Source organism: Corynebacterium sp. CNJ-954, assembly GCF_001942345.1.
In the GTDB taxonomy this organism is placed as follows: domain Bacteria; phylum Actinomycetota; class Actinomycetes; order Mycobacteriales; family Mycobacteriaceae; genus Corynebacterium.
In genome coordinates, this window is the sequence record NZ_MKKI01000022.1 from 311,323 (window position 1) to 329,017 (window position 17,695).

Annotated in this window: 24 protein-coding genes and 1 pseudogene; 16 read left to right on the forward strand and 9 right to left on the reverse strand. The window is 65.1% G+C overall.

The window, feature by feature from the left end; genetic code table 11:
* Positions 1-417 precede the first annotated feature (417 nt).
* The 5 genes from tuf to BJF89_RS09305 all read left to right on the forward strand — a co-directional run bounded on the left by tuf (position 418) and on the right by BJF89_RS09305 (position 4,991).
* Entirely contained in the window at positions 418-1,608 is a 1,191-nt protein-coding gene (gene tuf / locus BJF89_RS09285; RefSeq protein ID WP_075814227.1) for an elongation factor Tu, read from the forward strand.
* Positions 1,609-1,903: 295 nt separating this feature from the next.
* A complete protein-coding gene (locus BJF89_RS09290; protein WP_369803694.1) occupies positions 1,904-2,539 on the forward strand; it encodes an isochorismatase family protein in 636 nt (211 codons plus the stop codon).
* A gap of 1 nt (position 2,540) precedes the next feature.
* Positions 2,541-3,308: an SDR family oxidoreductase gene (locus tag BJF89_RS09295; protein WP_075814231.1), complete on the forward strand. Its 768-nt coding sequence runs from the start codon at positions 2,541-2,543 to the stop codon at positions 3,306-3,308.
* The gene (locus BJF89_RS09300) at positions 3,286-4,494 is read left to right on the forward strand and encodes an isochorismate synthase MenF (protein WP_075814233.1); all 1,209 of its coding nucleotides are present in this window, start codon (positions 3,286-3,288) and stop codon (positions 4,492-4,494) included. The genes BJF89_RS09295 and BJF89_RS09300 overlap by 23 nt, the downstream gene beginning before the upstream one ends.
* A 50-nt stretch (positions 4,495-4,544) precedes the next feature.
* Positions 4,545-4,991: a pyrimidine dimer DNA glycosylase/endonuclease V gene (locus BJF89_RS09305; protein WP_075814235.1), complete on the forward strand. Its 447-nt coding sequence runs from the start codon at positions 4,545-4,547 to the stop codon at positions 4,989-4,991.
* Here the strand turns inward: BJF89_RS09305 and BJF89_RS09310 are convergent.
* The 9 genes from BJF89_RS09310 to BJF89_RS09350 form a co-directional block, all read right to left on the reverse strand.
* A complete protein-coding gene (locus BJF89_RS09310) occupies positions 4,978-5,844 on the reverse strand; it encodes an ABC transporter ATP-binding protein (protein WP_075814237.1) in 867 nt (288 codons plus the stop codon). The genes BJF89_RS09305 and BJF89_RS09310 overlap by 14 nt on opposite strands.
* 12 nt (positions 5,845-5,856) lie before the next feature.
* A complete protein-coding gene (locus BJF89_RS09315) occupies positions 5,857-6,972 on the reverse strand; it encodes an iron chelate uptake ABC transporter family permease subunit (protein ID WP_075814239.1) in 1,116 nt (371 codons plus the stop codon).
* The gene (locus tag BJF89_RS09320; RefSeq protein WP_255372567.1) at positions 6,969-8,057 is read right to left on the reverse strand and encodes an iron ABC transporter permease; all 1,089 of its coding nucleotides are present in this window, start codon (positions 8,055-8,057) and stop codon (positions 6,969-6,971) included. The genes BJF89_RS09315 and BJF89_RS09320 overlap by 4 nt, the downstream gene beginning before the upstream one ends.
* A 173-nt stretch (positions 8,058-8,230) precedes the next feature.
* Positions 8,231-8,794, reverse strand: coding sequence for a hypothetical protein (locus tag BJF89_RS09325; RefSeq protein WP_075814241.1), 564 nt, complete (start codon positions 8,792-8,794; stop codon positions 8,231-8,233).
* Positions 8,791-9,438, reverse strand: coding sequence for a DUF6286 domain-containing protein (locus BJF89_RS09330; protein ID WP_255372568.1), 648 nt, complete (start codon positions 9,436-9,438; stop codon positions 8,791-8,793). Before BJF89_RS09330 ends, BJF89_RS09325 begins: the two co-directional genes overlap by 4 nt.
* Before the next feature lie 262 nt (positions 9,439-9,700).
* A complete protein-coding gene (locus tag BJF89_RS09335) occupies positions 9,701-10,543 on the reverse strand; it encodes an Asp23/Gls24 family envelope stress response protein (RefSeq protein WP_075814243.1) in 843 nt (280 codons plus the stop codon).
* A gap of 6 nt (positions 10,544-10,549) precedes the next feature.
* Complete coding sequence (locus BJF89_RS09340; RefSeq protein WP_038546250.1) at positions 10,550-10,741, reverse strand: hypothetical protein; 192 nt, start codon at positions 10,739-10,741, stop codon at positions 10,550-10,552.
* 10 nt (positions 10,742-10,751) lie between these two features.
* Positions 10,752-11,210, reverse strand: coding sequence for a hypothetical protein (locus tag BJF89_RS09345; RefSeq protein ID WP_075814245.1), 459 nt, complete (start codon positions 11,208-11,210; stop codon positions 10,752-10,754).
* A complete protein-coding gene (locus tag BJF89_RS09350) occupies positions 11,207-11,755 on the reverse strand; it encodes an Asp23/Gls24 family envelope stress response protein (protein WP_083650611.1) in 549 nt (182 codons plus the stop codon). The genes BJF89_RS09345 and BJF89_RS09350 overlap by 4 nt, the downstream gene beginning before the upstream one ends.
* A 668-nt stretch (positions 11,756-12,423) precedes the next feature.
* Between BJF89_RS09350 and rpsJ the strand changes: the two genes are divergently transcribed.
* The 11 genes and pseudogenes from rpsJ (at position 12,424) to rpsQ (ending at position 17,622) form a co-directional block, all read left to right on the forward strand.
* Entirely contained in the window at positions 12,424-12,729 is a 306-nt protein-coding gene (gene rpsJ, locus BJF89_RS09355) for a 30S ribosomal protein S10 (RefSeq protein ID WP_010120790.1), read from the forward strand.
* Positions 12,730-12,782: 53 nt separating this feature from the next.
* Entirely contained in the window at positions 12,783-13,439 is a 657-nt protein-coding gene (gene rplC / locus BJF89_RS09360; RefSeq protein ID WP_075814247.1) for a 50S ribosomal protein L3, read from the forward strand.
* A complete protein-coding gene (gene rplD / locus BJF89_RS09365) occupies positions 13,436-14,101 on the forward strand; it encodes a 50S ribosomal protein L4 (RefSeq protein WP_038546273.1) in 666 nt (221 codons plus the stop codon). The genes rplC and rplD overlap by 4 nt, the downstream gene beginning before the upstream one ends.
* On the forward strand, positions 14,098-14,403 hold the full coding sequence (rplW, locus tag BJF89_RS09370) for a 50S ribosomal protein L23 (RefSeq protein WP_038546277.1): 306 nt from the start codon (positions 14,098-14,100) through the stop codon (positions 14,401-14,403). Before rplD ends, rplW begins: the two co-directional genes overlap by 4 nt.
* Before the next feature lie 38 nt (positions 14,404-14,441).
* Positions 14,442-15,284 carry a 50S ribosomal protein L2 gene (gene rplB / locus BJF89_RS09375; protein WP_075814249.1) on the forward strand — a complete coding sequence of 281 codons (843 nt, stop codon included), beginning with the start codon at positions 14,442-14,444 and terminating at the stop codon, positions 15,282-15,284.
* 15 nt (positions 15,285-15,299) lie between these two features.
* The gene (rpsS, locus tag BJF89_RS09380; RefSeq protein WP_014010890.1) at positions 15,300-15,578 is read left to right on the forward strand and encodes a 30S ribosomal protein S19; all 279 of its coding nucleotides are present in this window, start codon (positions 15,300-15,302) and stop codon (positions 15,576-15,578) included.
* A 2-nt stretch (positions 15,579-15,580) separates the two neighbouring features.
* A pseudogene (gene rplV / locus BJF89_RS09385) lies at positions 15,581-15,945 on the forward strand (50S ribosomal protein L22).
* Positions 15,945-16,688 (forward strand): 30S ribosomal protein S3, encoded by a 744-nt coding sequence (gene rpsC / locus BJF89_RS09390; RefSeq protein WP_038546290.1) that lies wholly within the window; start codon positions 15,945-15,947, stop codon positions 16,686-16,688. Before rplV ends, rpsC begins: the two are co-directional and overlap by 1 nt.
* 3 nt (positions 16,689-16,691) lie before the next feature.
* Positions 16,692-17,108, forward strand: coding sequence for a 50S ribosomal protein L16 (rplP, locus tag BJF89_RS09395; protein ID WP_038546294.1), 417 nt, complete (start codon positions 16,692-16,694; stop codon positions 17,106-17,108).
* Positions 17,108-17,341, forward strand: coding sequence for a 50S ribosomal protein L29 (gene rpmC / locus BJF89_RS09400; RefSeq protein WP_038546298.1), 234 nt, complete (start codon positions 17,108-17,110; stop codon positions 17,339-17,341). The genes rplP and rpmC overlap by 1 nt, the downstream gene beginning before the upstream one ends.
* Positions 17,341-17,622: a 30S ribosomal protein S17 gene (rpsQ, locus tag BJF89_RS09405; RefSeq protein ID WP_075814251.1), complete on the forward strand. Its 282-nt coding sequence runs from the start codon at positions 17,341-17,343 to the stop codon at positions 17,620-17,622. The genes rpmC and rpsQ overlap by 1 nt, the downstream gene beginning before the upstream one ends.
* The last annotated feature ends 73 nt before the right edge of the window (positions 17,623-17,695 follow it).

Here is a 17,695-nt window from a genome sequence, read left to right on the forward strand (position 1 = left end):
TTCCGGTAGCCGTCGGGCACACTCCGGCGACTATGTCCTCGCCTCCCCGTTTCTCACCACCCGTCCCCGGGGCCATCCCGGGTACGGTGCGCTTGCTTACGGGAGGGTAGGGGCCAGCACCCGGTATCCTCACAACCAGCCTCCACCACGCAGTTTTCCCTGCGGCGCTGGTTGCAGTAGGATGCAGAGTGCTGGCCGTTACCCAGCACCTGCGTGAAGGCAGGAAGCCCTTTCAGTCCCGCCGTTTCCGGTGCGGGGATGTCACGGCCGCCAACGCGCTGTACGATGCTGTAATCGGCACAATGAAAGATTCCGGTGTTCCGGCCGCTGCGATCAGCGGTGGACCCGGTACCGGAAAATACAACCCCACGTGGCTGCGAAAGTCGTAGTCACCGAAGAGTCCAGGAGGACATCACAGTGGCGAAGGCTAAGTTCGAGCGTACTAAGCCGCACGTTAACATCGGCACCATCGGTCACGTCGACCACGGCAAGACCACGACGACTGCCGCTATCACGAAGGTTCTGGCTGACACCTACCCGGAGCTCAACCAGGCCTTCGCTTTCGACGCGATCGACAAGGCGCCGGAGGAGCGCGAGCGTGGTATCACGATCAACATCTCCCACGTCGAGTACCAGACGGAGAAGCGCCACTACGCACACGTGGACGCCCCGGGTCACGCCGACTACATCAAGAACATGATCACCGGTGCCGCTCAGATGGACGGCGCGATCCTCGTTGTCGCCGCCACCGACGGCCCGATGCCGCAGACCCGTGAGCACGTCCTCCTGGCCCGCCAGGTCGGCGTCCCCTACATCCTCGTTGCCCTGAACAAGTGCGACATGGTCGACGATGAGGATCTCATCGAGCTCGTCGAGATGGAGGTCCGCGAGCTCCTGGGCGAGCAGGACTACGACGAAGAGGCTCCGATCGTCCAGATCTCCGCGCTGAAGGCACTCGAGGGTGACCCGAAGTGGACCCAGGCGATCGTCGACCTCATGCAGGCCTGCGACGACTCCATCCCGGATCCGGAGCGCGAGACCGACAAGCCGTTCCTCATGCCCGTCGAGGACATCTTCACGATCACCGGTCGCGGCACCGTCGTCACCGGCCGTGTCGAGCGCGGTCAGCTGAACCTGAACGACGAGATCGAGATCATCGGCATCCGCGAGAAGTCCACCAAGACCACGGTGACCTCCATCGAGATGTTCAACAAGCTGCTGGATTCCGCAGAGGCCGGCGACAACGCCGCACTGCTGCTCCGTGGCCTGAAGCGCGAGGACGTCGAGCGCGGTCAGGTTATCGCCAAGCCGGGCGCATACACCCCGCACACCGAGTTCGAGGGCTCCGTCTACATCCTCTCCAAGGATGAGGGCGGCCGCCACACTCCGTTCTTCGACAACTACCGCCCGCAGTTCTACTTCCGCACCACCGACGTCACCGGCGTCGTGAAGCTGCCGGAGGGCACCGAGATGGTCATGCCCGGCGACAACGTCGACATGAGCGTCACCCTGATCCAGCCGGTCGCCATGGACGAGGGCCTGCGGTTCGCCATCCGTGAGGGTGGCCGCACCGTCGGCGCCGGCCGTGTCACCAAGATCAACAAGTAGTCTGATCTGACAGGCTTCGTCATCGTTTCCTCTCGGAGGCGTTGAACGACTCTCAGCCCCCATCCGTATGACGGGTGGGGGCTGATCTGCGTCTGCGGTCCGGTGGTCAAGAATGTAGCGGTCGATCCAGGCGGCTGTGGCCGTTGTTGTGAGAAATGCCATAAGTAGGTCTGCCATACCCGAATACAGGGTAGGGTACGCTGCGTGCCGTCCCCAGTGGTGGCGACAGTCCCTCACATCTCTCTCCCTCAAGGAGGACGCAGTGCTTCCCTCTATCCAGTCATATCAGCTACCGGTGGCAGATGACCTGCCGAACAGTCGGGCCGATTGGCAGGTGGACGCCCCTCACGCGGCTCTGCTGATCCACGATATGCAGAACTACTTTATCGACGCGTTCGGCGCAGACTCGCCGATGATCGCGACGGTCATCGAGAACATCGGGTCACTGCGTCGAGCCGCAGAAGACGCGGGCATCCCCGTGTTCTACACCGCCCAACCTCCGAACCAGGACCCGGCCGACCGTGGTCTGCTATGGGACTTCTGGGGCCCCGGCCTCCAGGAGGAGGCGGAGGCAGGGATCGTCGACGCCCTGTCACCCGGTGCGACGGACACCGTCCTGACCAAATGGCGCTATGACGCGTTCTCCCGTTCAGACCTCGAAGAGATCCTTGCCGCGGACGGTCGGGACCAGCTCATCATCGCCGGTGTCTACGCCCATATCGGTTGCCTTGCCACCGCGACGTCCGCCTTCATGCGGGACATCAAGCCTTTCCTCGTCGCCGACGCCATGGCTGACTTCACATCCGGCGATCACCGTGCCGCGCTGACGTTCGCCGCCGCACGGTGCGGCCAGGTTGTCGACACCGACCACGTGGTGGCAGGTCTGTCGTCCTCGGCTCGAGTGACCGAGACTGTGGGGTCGGACGCTTAGCATGGTTGCAGACTCGTACGGGCCTGCGCGTCATCACGTGGTGACTGGCGCTGCGGGCGGAATCGGGAACGCTGTCGTCACGCAGCTCCTGTCCGAGGGTAATACGGTGACCGCCGCGGACATCACCTACCCTCGGGAAATAGTCCGGGTGGAATCCTCATTGCCAGGTGCGCTGTATCGGGTAGGTCTCGACGTGGGGGATTCGGACCAGGTCGATTCGGTGACCCGCCAGATCTGGGAGACCGTAGGAGCGGTTGACTCCCTGGTCAACGGTGCGGGTGTCATTGCCACCGGTCCGGGAAAGGACGCCACGGACGACGACTGGGACCGGCAGTTCTCTGTCAATGCGTTCGGCGTCTTCGCGATGTGCCGCGCCCTCGGCCCCCGGATGGCGGCCAACGGCGGAGGTTCGATTGTCACGGTGGGATCGAATGCGGGGACGGTGCCACGGTCGTCCATGGCAGCCTATGCAGCGTCGAAAGCCGCTGCCAGTAGTGTGACGAGGTCCTTCGGCCTTGAGCTGGGCCGTGAGAATGTACGGTGCAACGTCGTCTGCCCGGGGACGACACGTACGTCAATGATCGAGGGGCTCGGTTCAGACGAAGCCCTGGTGGCTGGCCAGCCGGACCTGTACAAGTCCGGGATCCCCCTGGGGCGCATCGCGTCCCCCGAGGACATCGCGTCAGTCGTCGTATTTCTGTCCGGTGACGGTGCCCGTCACATGACTCTCCAGGAGGTGGTCGTCGATGGTGGTGCCAGCCAGCGTTGACCCGCGTGGTCCGCACGCGATGTTCGAGTTTTCGACGCCGGAGTACCGGCTCACCGCGCGAGGCGTCGCGCATGTCGTCGCACCGGAAACCTGGGACGGTCCGGGTGTCGCCGATGCGATTGAATCACTCCTCACACATGCCGGTCATGACGGCCCGGTGGTCGGGTGTATTCCGTTCGACACCGCGCGTCCTGCCGCGTTGTACATTCCCGAGGACGTCACATGGCGTCAGGCGACCGGGGGCGACGACGTAGGGGAAGGCTCGGGGGATGGCTCAGTACCGACTGCCATGCAGGGAGCGGCGTCCTCGACACCGGTCAGCCTCCCCGACTCGCCCGGGTACCGGAGGGCGGTGGCCCGGGCGGTCGAGCGGATCGACGCGGGCGACCTTGAAAAGGTTGTGCTGGCACGGACCGCCGTTCTTGACGCAGACGAGGATTTCGACATCGACCGTCTGGTCTACGATCTAGGCGTGGCGAACCCCCATGCCTACGTGTACCGGACCAACATCGACGCCACCGACGGCAGTGCCTGCGGTGAGGGGACACTGGTCGGTGCCAGCCCAGAGCTCGTCCTCCGTAGTCGACGTGGCGCGGTGACGAGCTTCCCTCTGGCTGGTTCGGTCCCCCGGGACCGGGAGAACCCCGCCCGGGACCGTGACCTCACCCGGGGGCTGCTGAATTCCCCCAAAGACCGGGCAGAGCACGCGCACGTCGTGCGACAGGTCGGCGAGGTCTTCCACCGGTACGCGGAGAGCGTCGTCGTCCCGGAGGCGCCCGGTGTGGTGTCGACCCCGGTCATCCTCCACCTCGGGAGCCGGATCACCGGCAGGTTGCCTCAGGCGGGCTCCCCGGGAGCCTTCATGAGGATGCTCTATGACCTGCATCCGACCCCTGCTGTCTGTGGTTGGCCGACCGCGACGGCACGTGACGTCATCACGGAGCTCGAGGATTTCGACCGGGGAATGTACTCGGGTCTGGTCGGCTGGGTCGACGCGGAGGGAAACGCGGAATGGGCACTGTCGCTGCGGGGTGGCGTGGTCTCCGGTAGCAGGGCGCAGCTGTTCGCGGGTGCCGGGATCGTCTCGGGGTCAGTACCGGAGGAAGAACACCGGGAGACGGCGACCAAGTTCGCGACCTTCGCGCGGGTACTGCAGAACCAGCAACGTCGTCCCGTCACAGTCTGACGGGACGACGGAGACGCCGGAGACGGGTTCGCCGCGTACGATTGCCGGGTATGCGACTGTGGAGCCTGCACCCCTCGATACTTGACCGCGCTGCCCTCGTCGCCTGCTGGCGTGAAGCCCTTCTCGCCCAGAAAGTGCTCGAGGGCGGGACCCGCGGATACAAGGCACATCCCCAACTCATCCGCTTTCGGGCACACCCGGAGCCGACCCGGGCGGTCGGGGCATTTCTGACCGGCCTGCGCGCAGAGGCGACGGCACGTGGTTATTCCTTCGACGGTTCTCGGATCCACGTCCCCGCCATCCCGCAGGAGACGGTGTCCATCCCGGTCACCGACGGTCAGCTCACCTACGAGCTGGGGCATCTGCGCCGCAAAGTAGCTGCCCGCGCAGAAGAGTGGCTCCCGCACCTGCCGACGAACGGGGTGGTACCTCCGCACCCGTTGTTCACCGTGGAAACCGGACCGGTGGAGTCGTGGGAGGTCGTCAGTGACTCCTAGCAGCGGGACGACTGCCCACCGGGTCAATAACATCGCCGGCAGCGTCCGCCTGGCGAGGATCGAGGGGCACGATGGTCGGTGTGCCGGTCACCGGGTCGGGTACGACAAGGGCCCGTAAGCCGAAGACCTCTTCGACGAGGTCCGGTGTCATCACCTCGGAGGGAGCGCCGGTGGTGACGATCGCACCATCGCGCATCACGATGAGGTGCCCAGCGTACCTGCAGGCCTGGTTGAGGTCGTGGAGGACGGCGACCACGGTCTTCCTGTGATCATGGAAGGTGCGTAACAGCTCGAGCAACTCGTACTGATGGGCGATGTCGAGGAACGTGGTCGGTTCATCCAGCAGCATGATCGGGGTCTGCTGGGCGAGGAGCATGGCCACCCAGACCCGCTGTCGCTGGCCTCCGGAGAGTTCTGCCACGAGACGACTGGAGAGTTCGTCGGTATGCGTCGCGACCAGAGCATCCTTGACGGCCTGCTCGTCTTCGCGGGACCACTGGTGAAACAGCGACTGGTACGGTGCCCTTCCGCGGGCGACGAGGTCCGCGACGCGGATCCCCTCCGGCGCCAGCGACGTCTGGGGGAGGAGACCGAGTTGGCGGGCAACGTCCTTGGCACCGTAGGAGGAGATCTCCTTACCGTCCAACAGCACCGATCCCTTCACCGGTGACAGGACCCGGGCCAGGGCCCGGAGAAGCGTCGACTTGCCACAGCCGTTCGGCCCGATGATGGCTGTGAAGGACTCGTGCGGGATCTCCACGGACAGCTCGGTGGAGATGATCCGCTGGTCGTAACCGATGGTGGCGTCGAGTGCCTGGAGCCGACTCGTCGCGGAGGGTGTCGTATCAGTCATGCGGTGGTCCCGTCAGTTCGTCTGTTTCGGTGTTCCGTACTGCTTACGTGCCTCACGCACGAGCAGCCAGATCATGTAGATGCCGCCCACACTGACGGTCAGGAGCCCGACCGGGATCGACCGGTAGAACTGGGCGATGACCAGCGAGAGGAAGTGGGCGAAAGTAAGGAGCGCGGCACCGACGGCGGCAGCGCCGAGAACGGTGACTCCCGGTGTTCCCGCGATGCGCCGGGCCAGTTGCGGGGCCACCAGGGCGATGAAACCGATGGGTCCCGCTGCGGCAGTGACCAGGGCGGTCGTCGCGACACCGGTGATCATCAGTGCCAGGCGGGTTCGCTCCACGTTGATGCCCTGGGTGGTGGCCGCATCGTCGCCGAGTTCCATCTGCTTCAATGCGGGCGCGAGCAGTGCGATCAGCACGATTACCACGATGCCGATGGCCAGGACCGGGAGCAGGGACTGCCAGGTGACGCGGTTGATCGACCCGGCGGACCAGAATCCGACCATCATGGCGTCCTCGACGTCCGCGCGGGTGATCAGGTACGCGTTGAGGGACCCGAGAGTGGCGGATACGCCGATCCCGACGATGATCAGGCGGAAACTCTGCACCGACTTGTTCTTCCTGGCAAGGAGGAACACCAGGAAAGCAGTCAGTACGCCTCCGATGATGGCGGCGAAAGCGATGTTCCAGTAGGCGGTTGAACCGATGACCAGCATGGTCAGTGTGACGGCGGTGAATGAACCGGCGTCGAAGCCGATGATGTCCGGGGATCCCAGGGGGTTTCGGGTCATCGACTGGAAGACCGCGCCTCCGATCCCCAGGAGCGCGCCGAAGAAGACGGCTGAAATGGCCACGGGCATACGCCACTCGACGACCACGATGCGGTGGAAGGGTTCGCCCTTGCCGATGATGGCGTTGAAGACCTCCAGCGGGGAGAGCGGGTACTGTCCGATCCCGATCGCGACGAGCGCCAGTAACGCGGCCGAGCCGATGAAAAGGCAGGCGACGACACCGGACCGGATATGCAGCCGGTGGTCGGTGAAGGGTGTGCGGACCGTCCGGCTGATGTAACCGAAATCGATGGACGCATTGCTGATCTTCGCAGTGTTCTGTACAGGCGTTCTCACAGGCCGCTCGCATTCTTTCGCCTGACCAGCGCGATAAGCACCGGTGCGCCGATGACCGCAGTCAGGATGCCGACCTCGATCTCGCCCGGGCGCGCGATGACACGACCGAGTGTGTCGGCCAGAAGCACCATCACAGGCCCGCCGATCAGGCAGTAGAAGAAGATCCAGCGTTGATCCGGCCCGACGATCCACCTCACCACATGGGGCACCATCAGCCCCACGAAGCCGATACCGCCGGTGAGCGCCGTGGCGCCACCGGCGAGCACGGTGACGGCGAGGATGGTGAGAATCCTGGCACGTACGACTTTGGTGCCGAGTGAGGCGGCGAGGTCATCACCCAGGGCGATCGAGTTCAGGTCGGTGGAGACGATGACCGCCAGCACGAATCCGAGGAGGAGGAACGGTAGAACCGACTGGGCGTCATCCAGGGAGGTTCTGGCCACGGATCCGAGGTTCCAGTTACGGATGGCCTCGAAGGTGTCGGGGTCGATGAGCTGGAGGAAGCTGGTGATTCCTCCGAACACTGCGGCGAGGGCGACACCTGCCAGGACGAGCGTGGCCGGATTGGCGCCGCGTGCGCCACCGGCGAGCCCGATGATGTACACCAGGATTGTCGTTGCTGCTGCGCCGATGAATGCGAACCAGATGTACTGGGTGATTCCCGCGATGCCGAATACCCCGACCCCGACGGTTACGGCGAGTCCCGCGCCTGCATTGACTCCCAGGATGCCGGAGTCGGCCAGTGGGTTCCGGGTGAGTGCCTGGATCAGCGCGCCGGAGAGTGCGAAGGCCGCCCCTGTGACGATGGCGATGACCGTCCGGGGGAAACGTTGGTCCCAGACGATGTAGGACGCTTCATTCTCCCCGCGGTGCCAGATGGCGTCCCACACGTCCGCGTAGGGGATCGGGTTGGCTCCGTGTGCGAGACTGGCGATGAATGCGGCGAGGAGGACAACGAGCAGCGCCACGAGACCAACGGCACGTTTGGTGTAGAGCCCGGCGGTCCCGGCGGTCGCCGTGGAACGGGCCTCCGAGTCCTGCGTTCCGGCGACGGCATCCTGCCGTGTGTTCAGGGTGTGTGTCATGGGCACGTGGAGGTCCCGAACCCAGCCGGAGACCACGTTCTTCCTTCTGATGGTCGACGCGGAACGGACCCTTGTGAGGGTTCGCTTACCTGGGGAAGACTATCAGTAGGGTAGCCTCACCGTCAAGGTTCTCTGCCGCGTTCGCGCACCCCGCGGAAGAGGTCTCGGCCGGGTTAATCCGGGCGTGCCGGTTGCTCCACCTGGAGAAGGAACCGGGGGAGAACCTCCTGCCCGGGTAAGGCGGCGGTGATGTCCGCGGCGGCGCGGCGGCAGCTGTCGTTGAGTTCAGTGACATCGGCTTCCGCGGGGATCCGCAACCGGATCTCGATGATGTCGATTCCCCTGTCTTCACTTGCCCGGTAGGTGGCGGAGCGGACGTCGTCACGTTTGTCGAAGGTCTGCGCGACGGCGGAGGCGATGTCGGCTGGCGACGTACGGATGGTGCCGGTCGGCGCGGAGGTCGGGGATGCGCTGCGCCCGAGGCGTTTACGCTCGATGTTGATCCCGATGAGCAGGAGACCGAGGACGCCCGTCACCACGGCTGCGATGACGAGAATGGTGTCGTAGTTGTCGCGTGTGCTCAGGTCCGCCCAGAAGTCCCTGTTGACGTAGTCACCGATCCGTGTCGCGGGTGCGAGGTCCAGGCGGAGACCGATCATCCAGAAAGCGATACCTCCGAAGACAAGGAAGAGCAGGAACGTCACGAAGCGGTCGAATGAGGCCTTTCCACGGTTCATCGCCCTTCACCTCCCGGAGTAACCGTCACCTGGACAGTCGGGGTGGGGTCCAGGAGTGCGGAGAGTTCGGAGACATGCGTGGCCACCCGGGCACGGATCGTCTCGGCGGACTCCGGCGTGACCGCCGTCACGACCTTGACCGAGATCTTCTTACGCGTCGTCACCGTGTGGGCGGAGAGGACACCGGGGACCCGCCGGGCGGTGGCTGTGGAGAGCCGCGCGACATCGACAGGACGGGCGTAGAGCTCCGATCCGTCACCGAAAGCCATGTGGGTACGTCGACGGGGTCGCACGGAGACAAGGAGGAAGAACACGGCGACGAGGGCACATCCGATGCCGGCCCACAGCATCCAGGATTCACTCTCCACGGTGGCGAACCAGTCGAAGACCGGGGGGAGCAGCTGGCGTCCTGACACGGAGCCGTTGAGGATGAGCAGGTCACGGACAATGACCGCTGTGGCACAGAGCAGGACCAGGCCCAGGACGATCGTCCACCCGCGTGCCAGGGGAGAGGCTTTTGGCTGAGGGGCCTGTGGTTCGTCGCCGGGGGCCGCGGTCGTGGTGTTGTCGGACAGGTCCAGGTCGGCGGCGAATCTGCCTGACGGTTCCGGCCGGTAACGCTCCGGATGCTGTGCTGTTGTCATCGCGGACTCCTGTCGTCGTCGCCGGGCGCCCTGTTGTCGCCCGTGCCGGTGGAACGCCAGCGACGGGACGTGTCGACGGTCACCGGAATGCGGCGGCGTCTCCGGACGGTCGGAAAGATTGTCACCCCGAGGCCCTGGGGGGTTGGCACGGCGCGGGTCGGCAGGCCACGCGGGGTCGGTATGTCGTGTAGTAGCGGTGCCCCAGGGGTGGGCACGTCGTAGAGGATACGGAGCCCGCGCGGCGGTGGTGGAGCCGTGACGGTCACGTGATCGACGATGACCGGTTCCAGCAGGCGCGGACGAGCCGTGCTGTGGGTGACCGTGGGTGCATCACAGGGCCAGCGGACGGAGTCACCGGGTGCATCACTTCGGTCGGCCGGGGCGGCTCGACCGGCGTCGCATGGACCGGTGCCGGCGGTGTGGGATGCAGGACCGGACGAAGCGTCGGTGCGGAGACGTGCCGTGCAGGTTCCGGACGACGTGCGGTGACCGGCGTGAGCTGGACCGACGTCACTGCCCGGGGGTGGAACGGTTTCTGCGGTACGGGCGTCGCCGGCACGGTGACCTCCGTGATCTGCCGGGTGACGGCCGGGGAGGACGCTTTCAGCGGGGTGGCGGACACGCGGGTGTACTCCGGGGTCCGGGGTGCCGTCTCCAGGTCGGTGACGGTGACTGTCTCGTCGGACCCCGGGACGACGGCTGCCACATCCACGTTGACGGCCAGTACCGGTACACCGGTCGAGTGCTCGATCCATTCGCCGACAGTCTCCCTGGTGACCTGCGCTACCGCGACAGTGGGCGCCGGCCAGGCGGTGGCGATCTGGATGTCCGCGACGGCGGCACGGCCACCGGGGTCCATCTGTACGCTCACCCGAGGCAACCGGCGGCCCGTGAACTGGCCTATGCCCGAGGAGTGCCGGATGACACCGGGCACGGAGAGCGCGGCCCGGGTGGCGATCTTCTCCAGGACCTTCATGTCGATGGAAATGTGGGTCCGCTGCTGTCGGTAGGCCCCACTGCGGGGGAGCTCGTCAGCGGCACCACTCCCGCCGGGGACCGCAGTACTGTCAGCGGTTGAGGCGATCTCGGAATGAGAAGGGGACACGGGGAATCAGCCCCGTCCCCGACCGCTGCTGTTGAAGGCACGGCGAAGGTCGATGACACCTTCCACGTGGGCGCCGACGGCACCGCCGACTCCGCAGAGGACCAGCACAACGAGGAAACCGACCACGCCGTCCCAGAGGGCACCGACTGCCAGGAGGAACCCCAGCAGCACGCCAATTATTGTCGCGTACTTCATCATGACCTCACTATCAGTTGGATTTCTCGTCGGTACCGGTGTCCGAGAACCGTCGGGCACCGGGGAAACTGGTGGGGAGTCGCGACCGGACGGTGCGGTCAGCGTCCCGGACGAACTTGCCGGCGGCGCGCATCACCCGTCGGGTTCTCGGGGAATGCGCGATGACGGCACCCTTGGCCCGGAGGTCTTCTGTCCGCCGGAGTACTTCATCGGATGTCCGACCCGCGAACTCGGTGGCTTGCCGCGCCACATCGTCGGGTATGAAGCCGGGGAGGCGGACGCTCTCCACGCCATGCCGAACCGACGCCCGGCGTTGCCAGCGGGAGTCGAGTTCGCTGAGGGCCGCGATGAGCCGGGCATCCGAGCCACCGGTATCGGGGTGGTTGTCGCGGATGACCTGACGGCGCTCACGGACGTACTCCGGATCCTTGCGGAAGTCCGGGGGCGGGCCCTGTGCTCCGGGGGTACTCATGACGGCTCCAAGGTGACGTGGTGGCGGGGACGGGGGCTGGGGACGGGAGGACGACAGCGGTTACTGGACGCGGGGGCCTGCTCCGGCTCGTCCTCCTCATCGTCGTGGTCCTCGGGAAGGTGGACATCGTGGACGACGACGTTGACCTCGGTCACCTGCAGGCCCGTCATCTCCTCGACGGAGAGGATGATGTTGCGGCGAATCGCCTCAGCCAGTTCGTGGATGGCGACGCCGTACTCTGCCACGATGGAGATGTCGACGGCAGCCTGGCGGTCGCCGACCTCCACCGAGATACCCTGCTGGACGTTGACCCGGCCGCCGGGGATGCGCTCGCGCAGCGCGCCGATGGTGCGGGAGGCGCCGCCGCCCAGGTCATGGACACCGGAAACCTCGCGTGCTGCCATGCCGGCGATCTTCGACACGACGACGTCGGCGACAGAAGTCCGTCCGTGATCGGTGAACAGTTCAGAGTCGACGGAGTTGTCGTCCTGGACAGCGGGAGCGTTCGCCTTGCCGGCGTTGTTCGTGGAGTCGTTGTCACTCATAGGGTGGCCTCACTGTTCTTGATGGTGCTGAAGGAAGGTGTGGGCGCCAGCGTACTCACTTTTCGCGGCCGTGCTGGTGGCGGCGTGGGACCGCACCAGTTCGGGGGAGGGTGGATGGATTTGAAGGAACCGGCTCTCCGTGGTTAAATAGCGGACGTTGCTTTGACATTGTGTCTGAGCGCCATTGCTTTATGCCCCGTCATCAGGCCGTATCGGAACCGGTGGTTGGGAGGGTTGTGGTGCAAGACGGCGCAGATGGTGAAGTGAGCATGAACCATCATCGGCAGAATGCCTCGGACCGGAATTTCATCCGTCCGGGGTGGAACTGTCGTGCGGTAACCCACGCGGAGACGGCAGACACGCCCGACCGCGGGGGCCGGAGTGGGGCATGGCAAATAAACAGCGGCAGTAAGTGAAGATCCCGGCCACCACGTTGGAGGGGCTCTTCCTCACCATGATTCGGCGGTCGTCGGGAAGTGTCCCGGGACCGGTCGGACGGACACCGTGTTTGCCATCGTTTCTGCGACGGCATCCCGGGAGACCGTGAGACCAACCGAAGTCATAACTGGCGACTGTGCCAGGCCCCCGGCCGGACAGCGTTGACATTGAAAAGAAGTTCCCTCGGACCCGGGTCACCGGGCGAGGGGGACACGAGGAAGAGGACTAGCGTGGCGGGACAGAAGATCCGCATCAGGCTCAAGGCCTACGATCACGAGGCAATCGACGCTTCTGCGAAGAAGATCGTCGAAACGGTCACCCGTACCGGTGCTCGTGTGGTCGGCCCTGTGCCTCTGCCCACTGAGAAGAACGTGTACTGCGTCATCCGCTCGCCGCACAAGTACAAGGACTCGCGCGAGCACTTCGAGATGCGCACCCACAAGCGCCTGATCGACATTCTCGACCCGACGCCGAAGACCGTTGACGCCCTGATGCGCATCGATCTGCCGGCAAGCGTCGACGTCAACATCCAGTGATCTCGTCAGAGATTGTGGACTTGAGTCTGAACTGAGGCAGCGGAGACTGAATTATGAGTGAAAACGAGATCAAGGGCATCCTGGGCAAGAAGCTCGGCATGACCCAGATCTTCGACGAGGACAACCGGGTCGTTCCGGTCACTGTCGTCGAAGCTGGGCCGTGCGTCGTCACCCAGGTGCGCACCAAGGACATCGACGGCTACGACGCCGTCCAGATCGCCTACGGCGACATTGACCCGCGCAAGGTCAACAAGCCGCAGGCCGGTCATTTCAAGAAGGCCGGTGTGACCCCGCGCCGCCACGTGACGGAGATCCGCGTCGAAGACGCCTCCGCCTACGAGGTCGGCCAGGACATCACCGCAGAACTGTTCAGTGAGGTCAACTTCGTTGACGTCACCGGCACCTCCAAGGGCAAGGGCTACGCCGGCGCCATGAAGCGCCACGGCTTCGCCGGCCAGGGTGCTTCCCACGGTAACCAGGCCGCTCACCGCCGCGTCGGTGGCATCGGCGCTTGCGCCACCCCGGGCCGTGTCTTCAAGGGCACCCGGATGGCAGGCCGTATGGGCAACGAGCGCGTCACCCTGCAGAACCTGAAGGTCGCAAAGCTGGACCTCGAGTCCAACCTGCTCCTCATCAAGGGTGCCATCCCCGGAGTTAACGGCGGTATCGTTACCGTCAAGACCGCAGTGAAGGGCGGTGCACACGCATGAGCAACCTGACTCTCAACGTCCAGACCGCTGACGGCGCCACCAACGGCTCGGTCGAGCTGCCCGCGTCCATCTTCGACGTGGAGCCGTCCGTTCCGCTGATGCACCAGGTCGTGGTGGCCCAGCTGGCCGCGAAGCGACAGGGCACCCACGCCACCAAGACCCGCGGTGACGTCCGCGGTGGTGGCCGTAAGCCGTTCCGTCAGAAGGGGACCGGCCGCGCCCGTCAGGGTTCGATCCGCGCCCCCCACTACACCGGTGGTGGCACGGTCCACGGCCCGCAGCCGCGTGACTACGACCAGCGGACCCCGAAGAAGATGAAGGCGGCCGCACTGCGCGGTGCCCTCACCGACCGCGTCCGCAACGAGCGCATCCACCTGGTGGAGGAGCTCGTCGCAGGCCAGACTCCGTCGACCAAGGCCGCGCGGACGTTCATCGAGCGTCTCACCGACCGGAAGTCCGTCCTGGTCGTCCTCGGTCGCGAGGACGTCACGGCGTGGAAGTCGGCCAACAACCTGCCGAACGTCCACACCCTGGCCTTCGATCAGCTCAACACCTACGACGTCCTGAACGCAGACGACATCGTGTTCTCCGTCGAGGCGCTCAACGGCTTCATCGCCGTGGCTGACACCGCCAAGGCCGCAGCCAAGGAGGAGGCAAAGTGAGCACCATCGCCGACCCCCGGGACATCATCGTCGCACCCGTGGTCTCCGAGAAGTCCTACGGACTCATGGAGCAGAACGTGTACACGTTCCTGGTGAACCCGGACTCCAACAAGACCCAGATCAAGATTGCCGTCGAGCAGATCTTCGGTGTGAAGGTCGCCAGCGTCAACACCCTCAACCGCGTGGGCAAGCGCAAGCGTTCCCGCACCGGTTACGGTCAGCGCAAGGCCACCAAGCGCGCCATGGTGACCCTGGTCGCCGGCAGCGATCCCATCGACATCTTCGGTGGTGCGACCGCGTAGCGGCCGTGCATACCGACAGGTAAAGAGAGAGCAGAAGTATGGCTATTCGCAAGTACAAGCCGACTACGCCGGGTCGCCGCCAGAGCTCCGTTTCCGAATTCGACGAGATCACTCGCTCGACCCCGGAGAAGTCTCTGCTGCGCCCGCTGTCGAAGAACGGCGGCCGCAACGTCCACGGCCACATCACCACCCGTCACAAGGGTGGCGGCCACAAGCGTCGTTACCGTGTCATCGACTTCCGTCGCAATGACAAGGACGGTATCACCGCCAAGGTCGCGCACATCGAGTACGACCCCAACCGCACCGCAAACATTGCGCTGCTGCACTACGTCGACGGCGAGAAGCGGTACATCATCGCTCCCCGCGGTCTGACGCAGGGCACGATCGTCGAGTCCGGTGCAGGTGCCGACATCAAGCCGGGCAACAACCTGCCGCTGCGCAACATCCCGACCGGTACGACCATCCACGCCGTGGAGCTCAAGCCGGGCGGCGGTGCCAAGATGGCCCGCTCCGCCGGTGCCTCGGTCCAGCTGCTGGGTAAGGAGGGCAAGTACGCCATCCTGCGTATGCCGTCCTCCGAGATCCGCCGCGTCGACATCCGTTGCCGCGCCACCATCGGTCAGGTCGGCAACGTCGACCAGATCAACATCCGTTGGGGCAAGGCCGGCCGTATGCGCTGGAAGGGCGTCCGCCCGACCGTCCGCGGTGTCGTCATGAACCCGGTCGACCACCCGCACGGTGGTGGTGAGGGTAAGACCTCCGGTGGTCGCCACCCGGTCTCCCCGTGGGGCCAGCCTGAGGGCCGTACCCGCAAGCCCAACCGTCCGAGCGACAAGCTGATCGTCCGCCGTCGCCGCAGCAACAAGAACAAGAAGCGCTAAAGGAGGTAGTTGAGAATGCCACGCAGCCTCAAGAAGGGCCCGTTCGTCGACGAACACCTCCTCGCGAAGGTGGACGTTCAGAACGACGCCGGCACCAAGAAGGTCATCAAGACCTGGTCTCGCCGGTCCACCATCCTTCCCGATTTCATCGGCCACACTTTCGCCGTCCATGACGGTCGGAAGCATGTGCCGGTGTTCATCGACGATTCGATGGTCGGTCACAAGCTGGGCGAGTTCGCCCCGACCAAGACCTTCAAGGGTCACATCAAGGATGACAAGAAGGGTCGGCGATAGACATGTCTGACACCGCTGTCAACAATGCACGCGCGACCGCCAAGTTCGTCCGGGTCACCCCGATGAAGGCACGTCGCGTCATCGACACGATCCGCGGCAAGTCCGTGGAGGACGCCTGGCACTGCTGCGCTTCGCGCCGCAGTCGGCTTCCGAGCCGATCGCCAAGGTTGTCGCCTCCGCTGCAGCCAACGCGGAGAACAACTTCGGCCTGGACCCCCGCACGCTCGTCGTCTCCGAGGCTTTCGCCGACGAGGGTCCGACGCTCAAGCGGTTCCAGCCGCGCGCCCAGGGTCGGGCCTTCCAGATCCGTAAGCGCACCAGCCACATCACCGTGGTTGTCGAGAGCCAGAAGGGAAGTGCTCAGTAGTGGGCCAGAAGATTCAACCCCACGGCCTCCGGCTGGGTATCACTTCCGAGTGGCGCTCCCGCTGGTACGCCGACAAGCAGTACGCTGACTACCTCGCCGAGGACATCAAGATCCGCGAGTTCCTGTCGAAGGGCCTCGACCGCGCCGGCATCGCCGACGTCGTCATCGAGCGCACCCGCGACCGGGTCCGTGTGGACATCCACACCGCTCGTCCGGGTATCGTCATCGGCCGCCGCGGCTCCGAGGCCGACCGTATCCGCGGTCAGCTGGAGAAGCTCACCGGCAAGCAGGTGCAGCTGAACATCCTCGAGGTCAAGAACATCGACGCGAACGCTCAGCTGGTGGCACAGTCCATCGCCGAGCAGCTGAGCAACCGCGTGGCATTCCGCCGCGCGATGCGCAAGGCCATCCAGTCCGCGATGCGTCAGCCAGAGGTCAAGGGAATCAAGGTCGTGTGCTCCGGCCGTCTCGGCGGTGCCGAGATGGGCCGCACCGAGCGCTACCACGAAGGTCGCGTTCCGCTGCACACCCTGCGCGCCGAGATCGACTACGGCACCTACGAGGCCCACACCACCTTCGGACGCATCGGCGTCAAGGTGTGGATCTACAAGGGCGACGTCGTCGGTGGCCGCCGTGAGTCCCTGCAGAACGCACGCGACGAGCGTCCGCGCCGTAACAACCGTGAGCGTCCGCGCCGCGGTGGTGCCCGCCGCCAGCGTGCAGAGCAGAAGCAGGAGGGTTAACCCGTGCTTATCCCCAAGCGCACGAAGTACCGTCGCCAGCACCGTCCGCACCGCTCCGGTGTGTCCAAGGGCGGTAACCGGGTGACGTTCGGTGACTACGGCCTGCAGGCCCTGGAGCCGACCTACATCACCAACCGTCAGATCGAGTCCGCCCGTATCGCCATCAACCGCCACGTCAAGCGTGGTGGCAAGGTGTGGATCAACATCTTCCCGGACCGCCCCCTGACCCAGAAGCCGCTCGGCGTGCGTATGGGTTCCGGTAAGGGCCCCGTGGAGAAGTGGGTGGCTAACGTCAAGCCCGGCCGCATTCTCTTCGAGATGTCGTACCCCAACGAGGAGATCGCCCTCGAGGCTCTCCGTCGTGCCGGTAACAAGCTGCCCTGCAAGGTGCGCATCGTGAAGAAGGAGGATCAGTTCTGATGGCTACCGGAACCCCGGCTCACGAATTCCGCGAGCTCAACAACGAAGAACTGACCACCCGTCTCACGGAGGCGAAGGAAGAGCTGTTCAACCTGCGCTTCCAGTCCGCCACCGGTCAGCTGTCCAACAACCGTCGACTGGGCACCGTGAAGCGCGACATCGCCCGGATCTACACCGTCCTGCGCGAGCGCGAGCTCGGACTGTCCACCGTCCCCGGTGGTGACGACGCATAATGAGCGAGGCTACTGTGAGCAACGAGAACACCAAGGGCGCACGTAAGGTCCGCTCCGGATACGTCGTGTCCGACAAGATGAGCAAGACCATCGTCGTCGAGCTCGAGGACCGTAAGAAGCACGCCCTCTACGGCAAGATCATGCGCGCCAACTCCAAGGTGAAGGCGCATGACGAGAACGAGACCGCCGGCATCGGCGACCTCGTCCGTATCGAGGAGACCCGGCCGCTGTCCAAGGACAAGCACTTCCGGCTCGTCGAGATCATCGAGAAGGCCAAGTAGTTCCTTTCCGGGAACTCCCGCCTTCTGACGCGAAACCCCCGCCGCCCGGGTATCCCGGGTGTCGGGGGTTTCG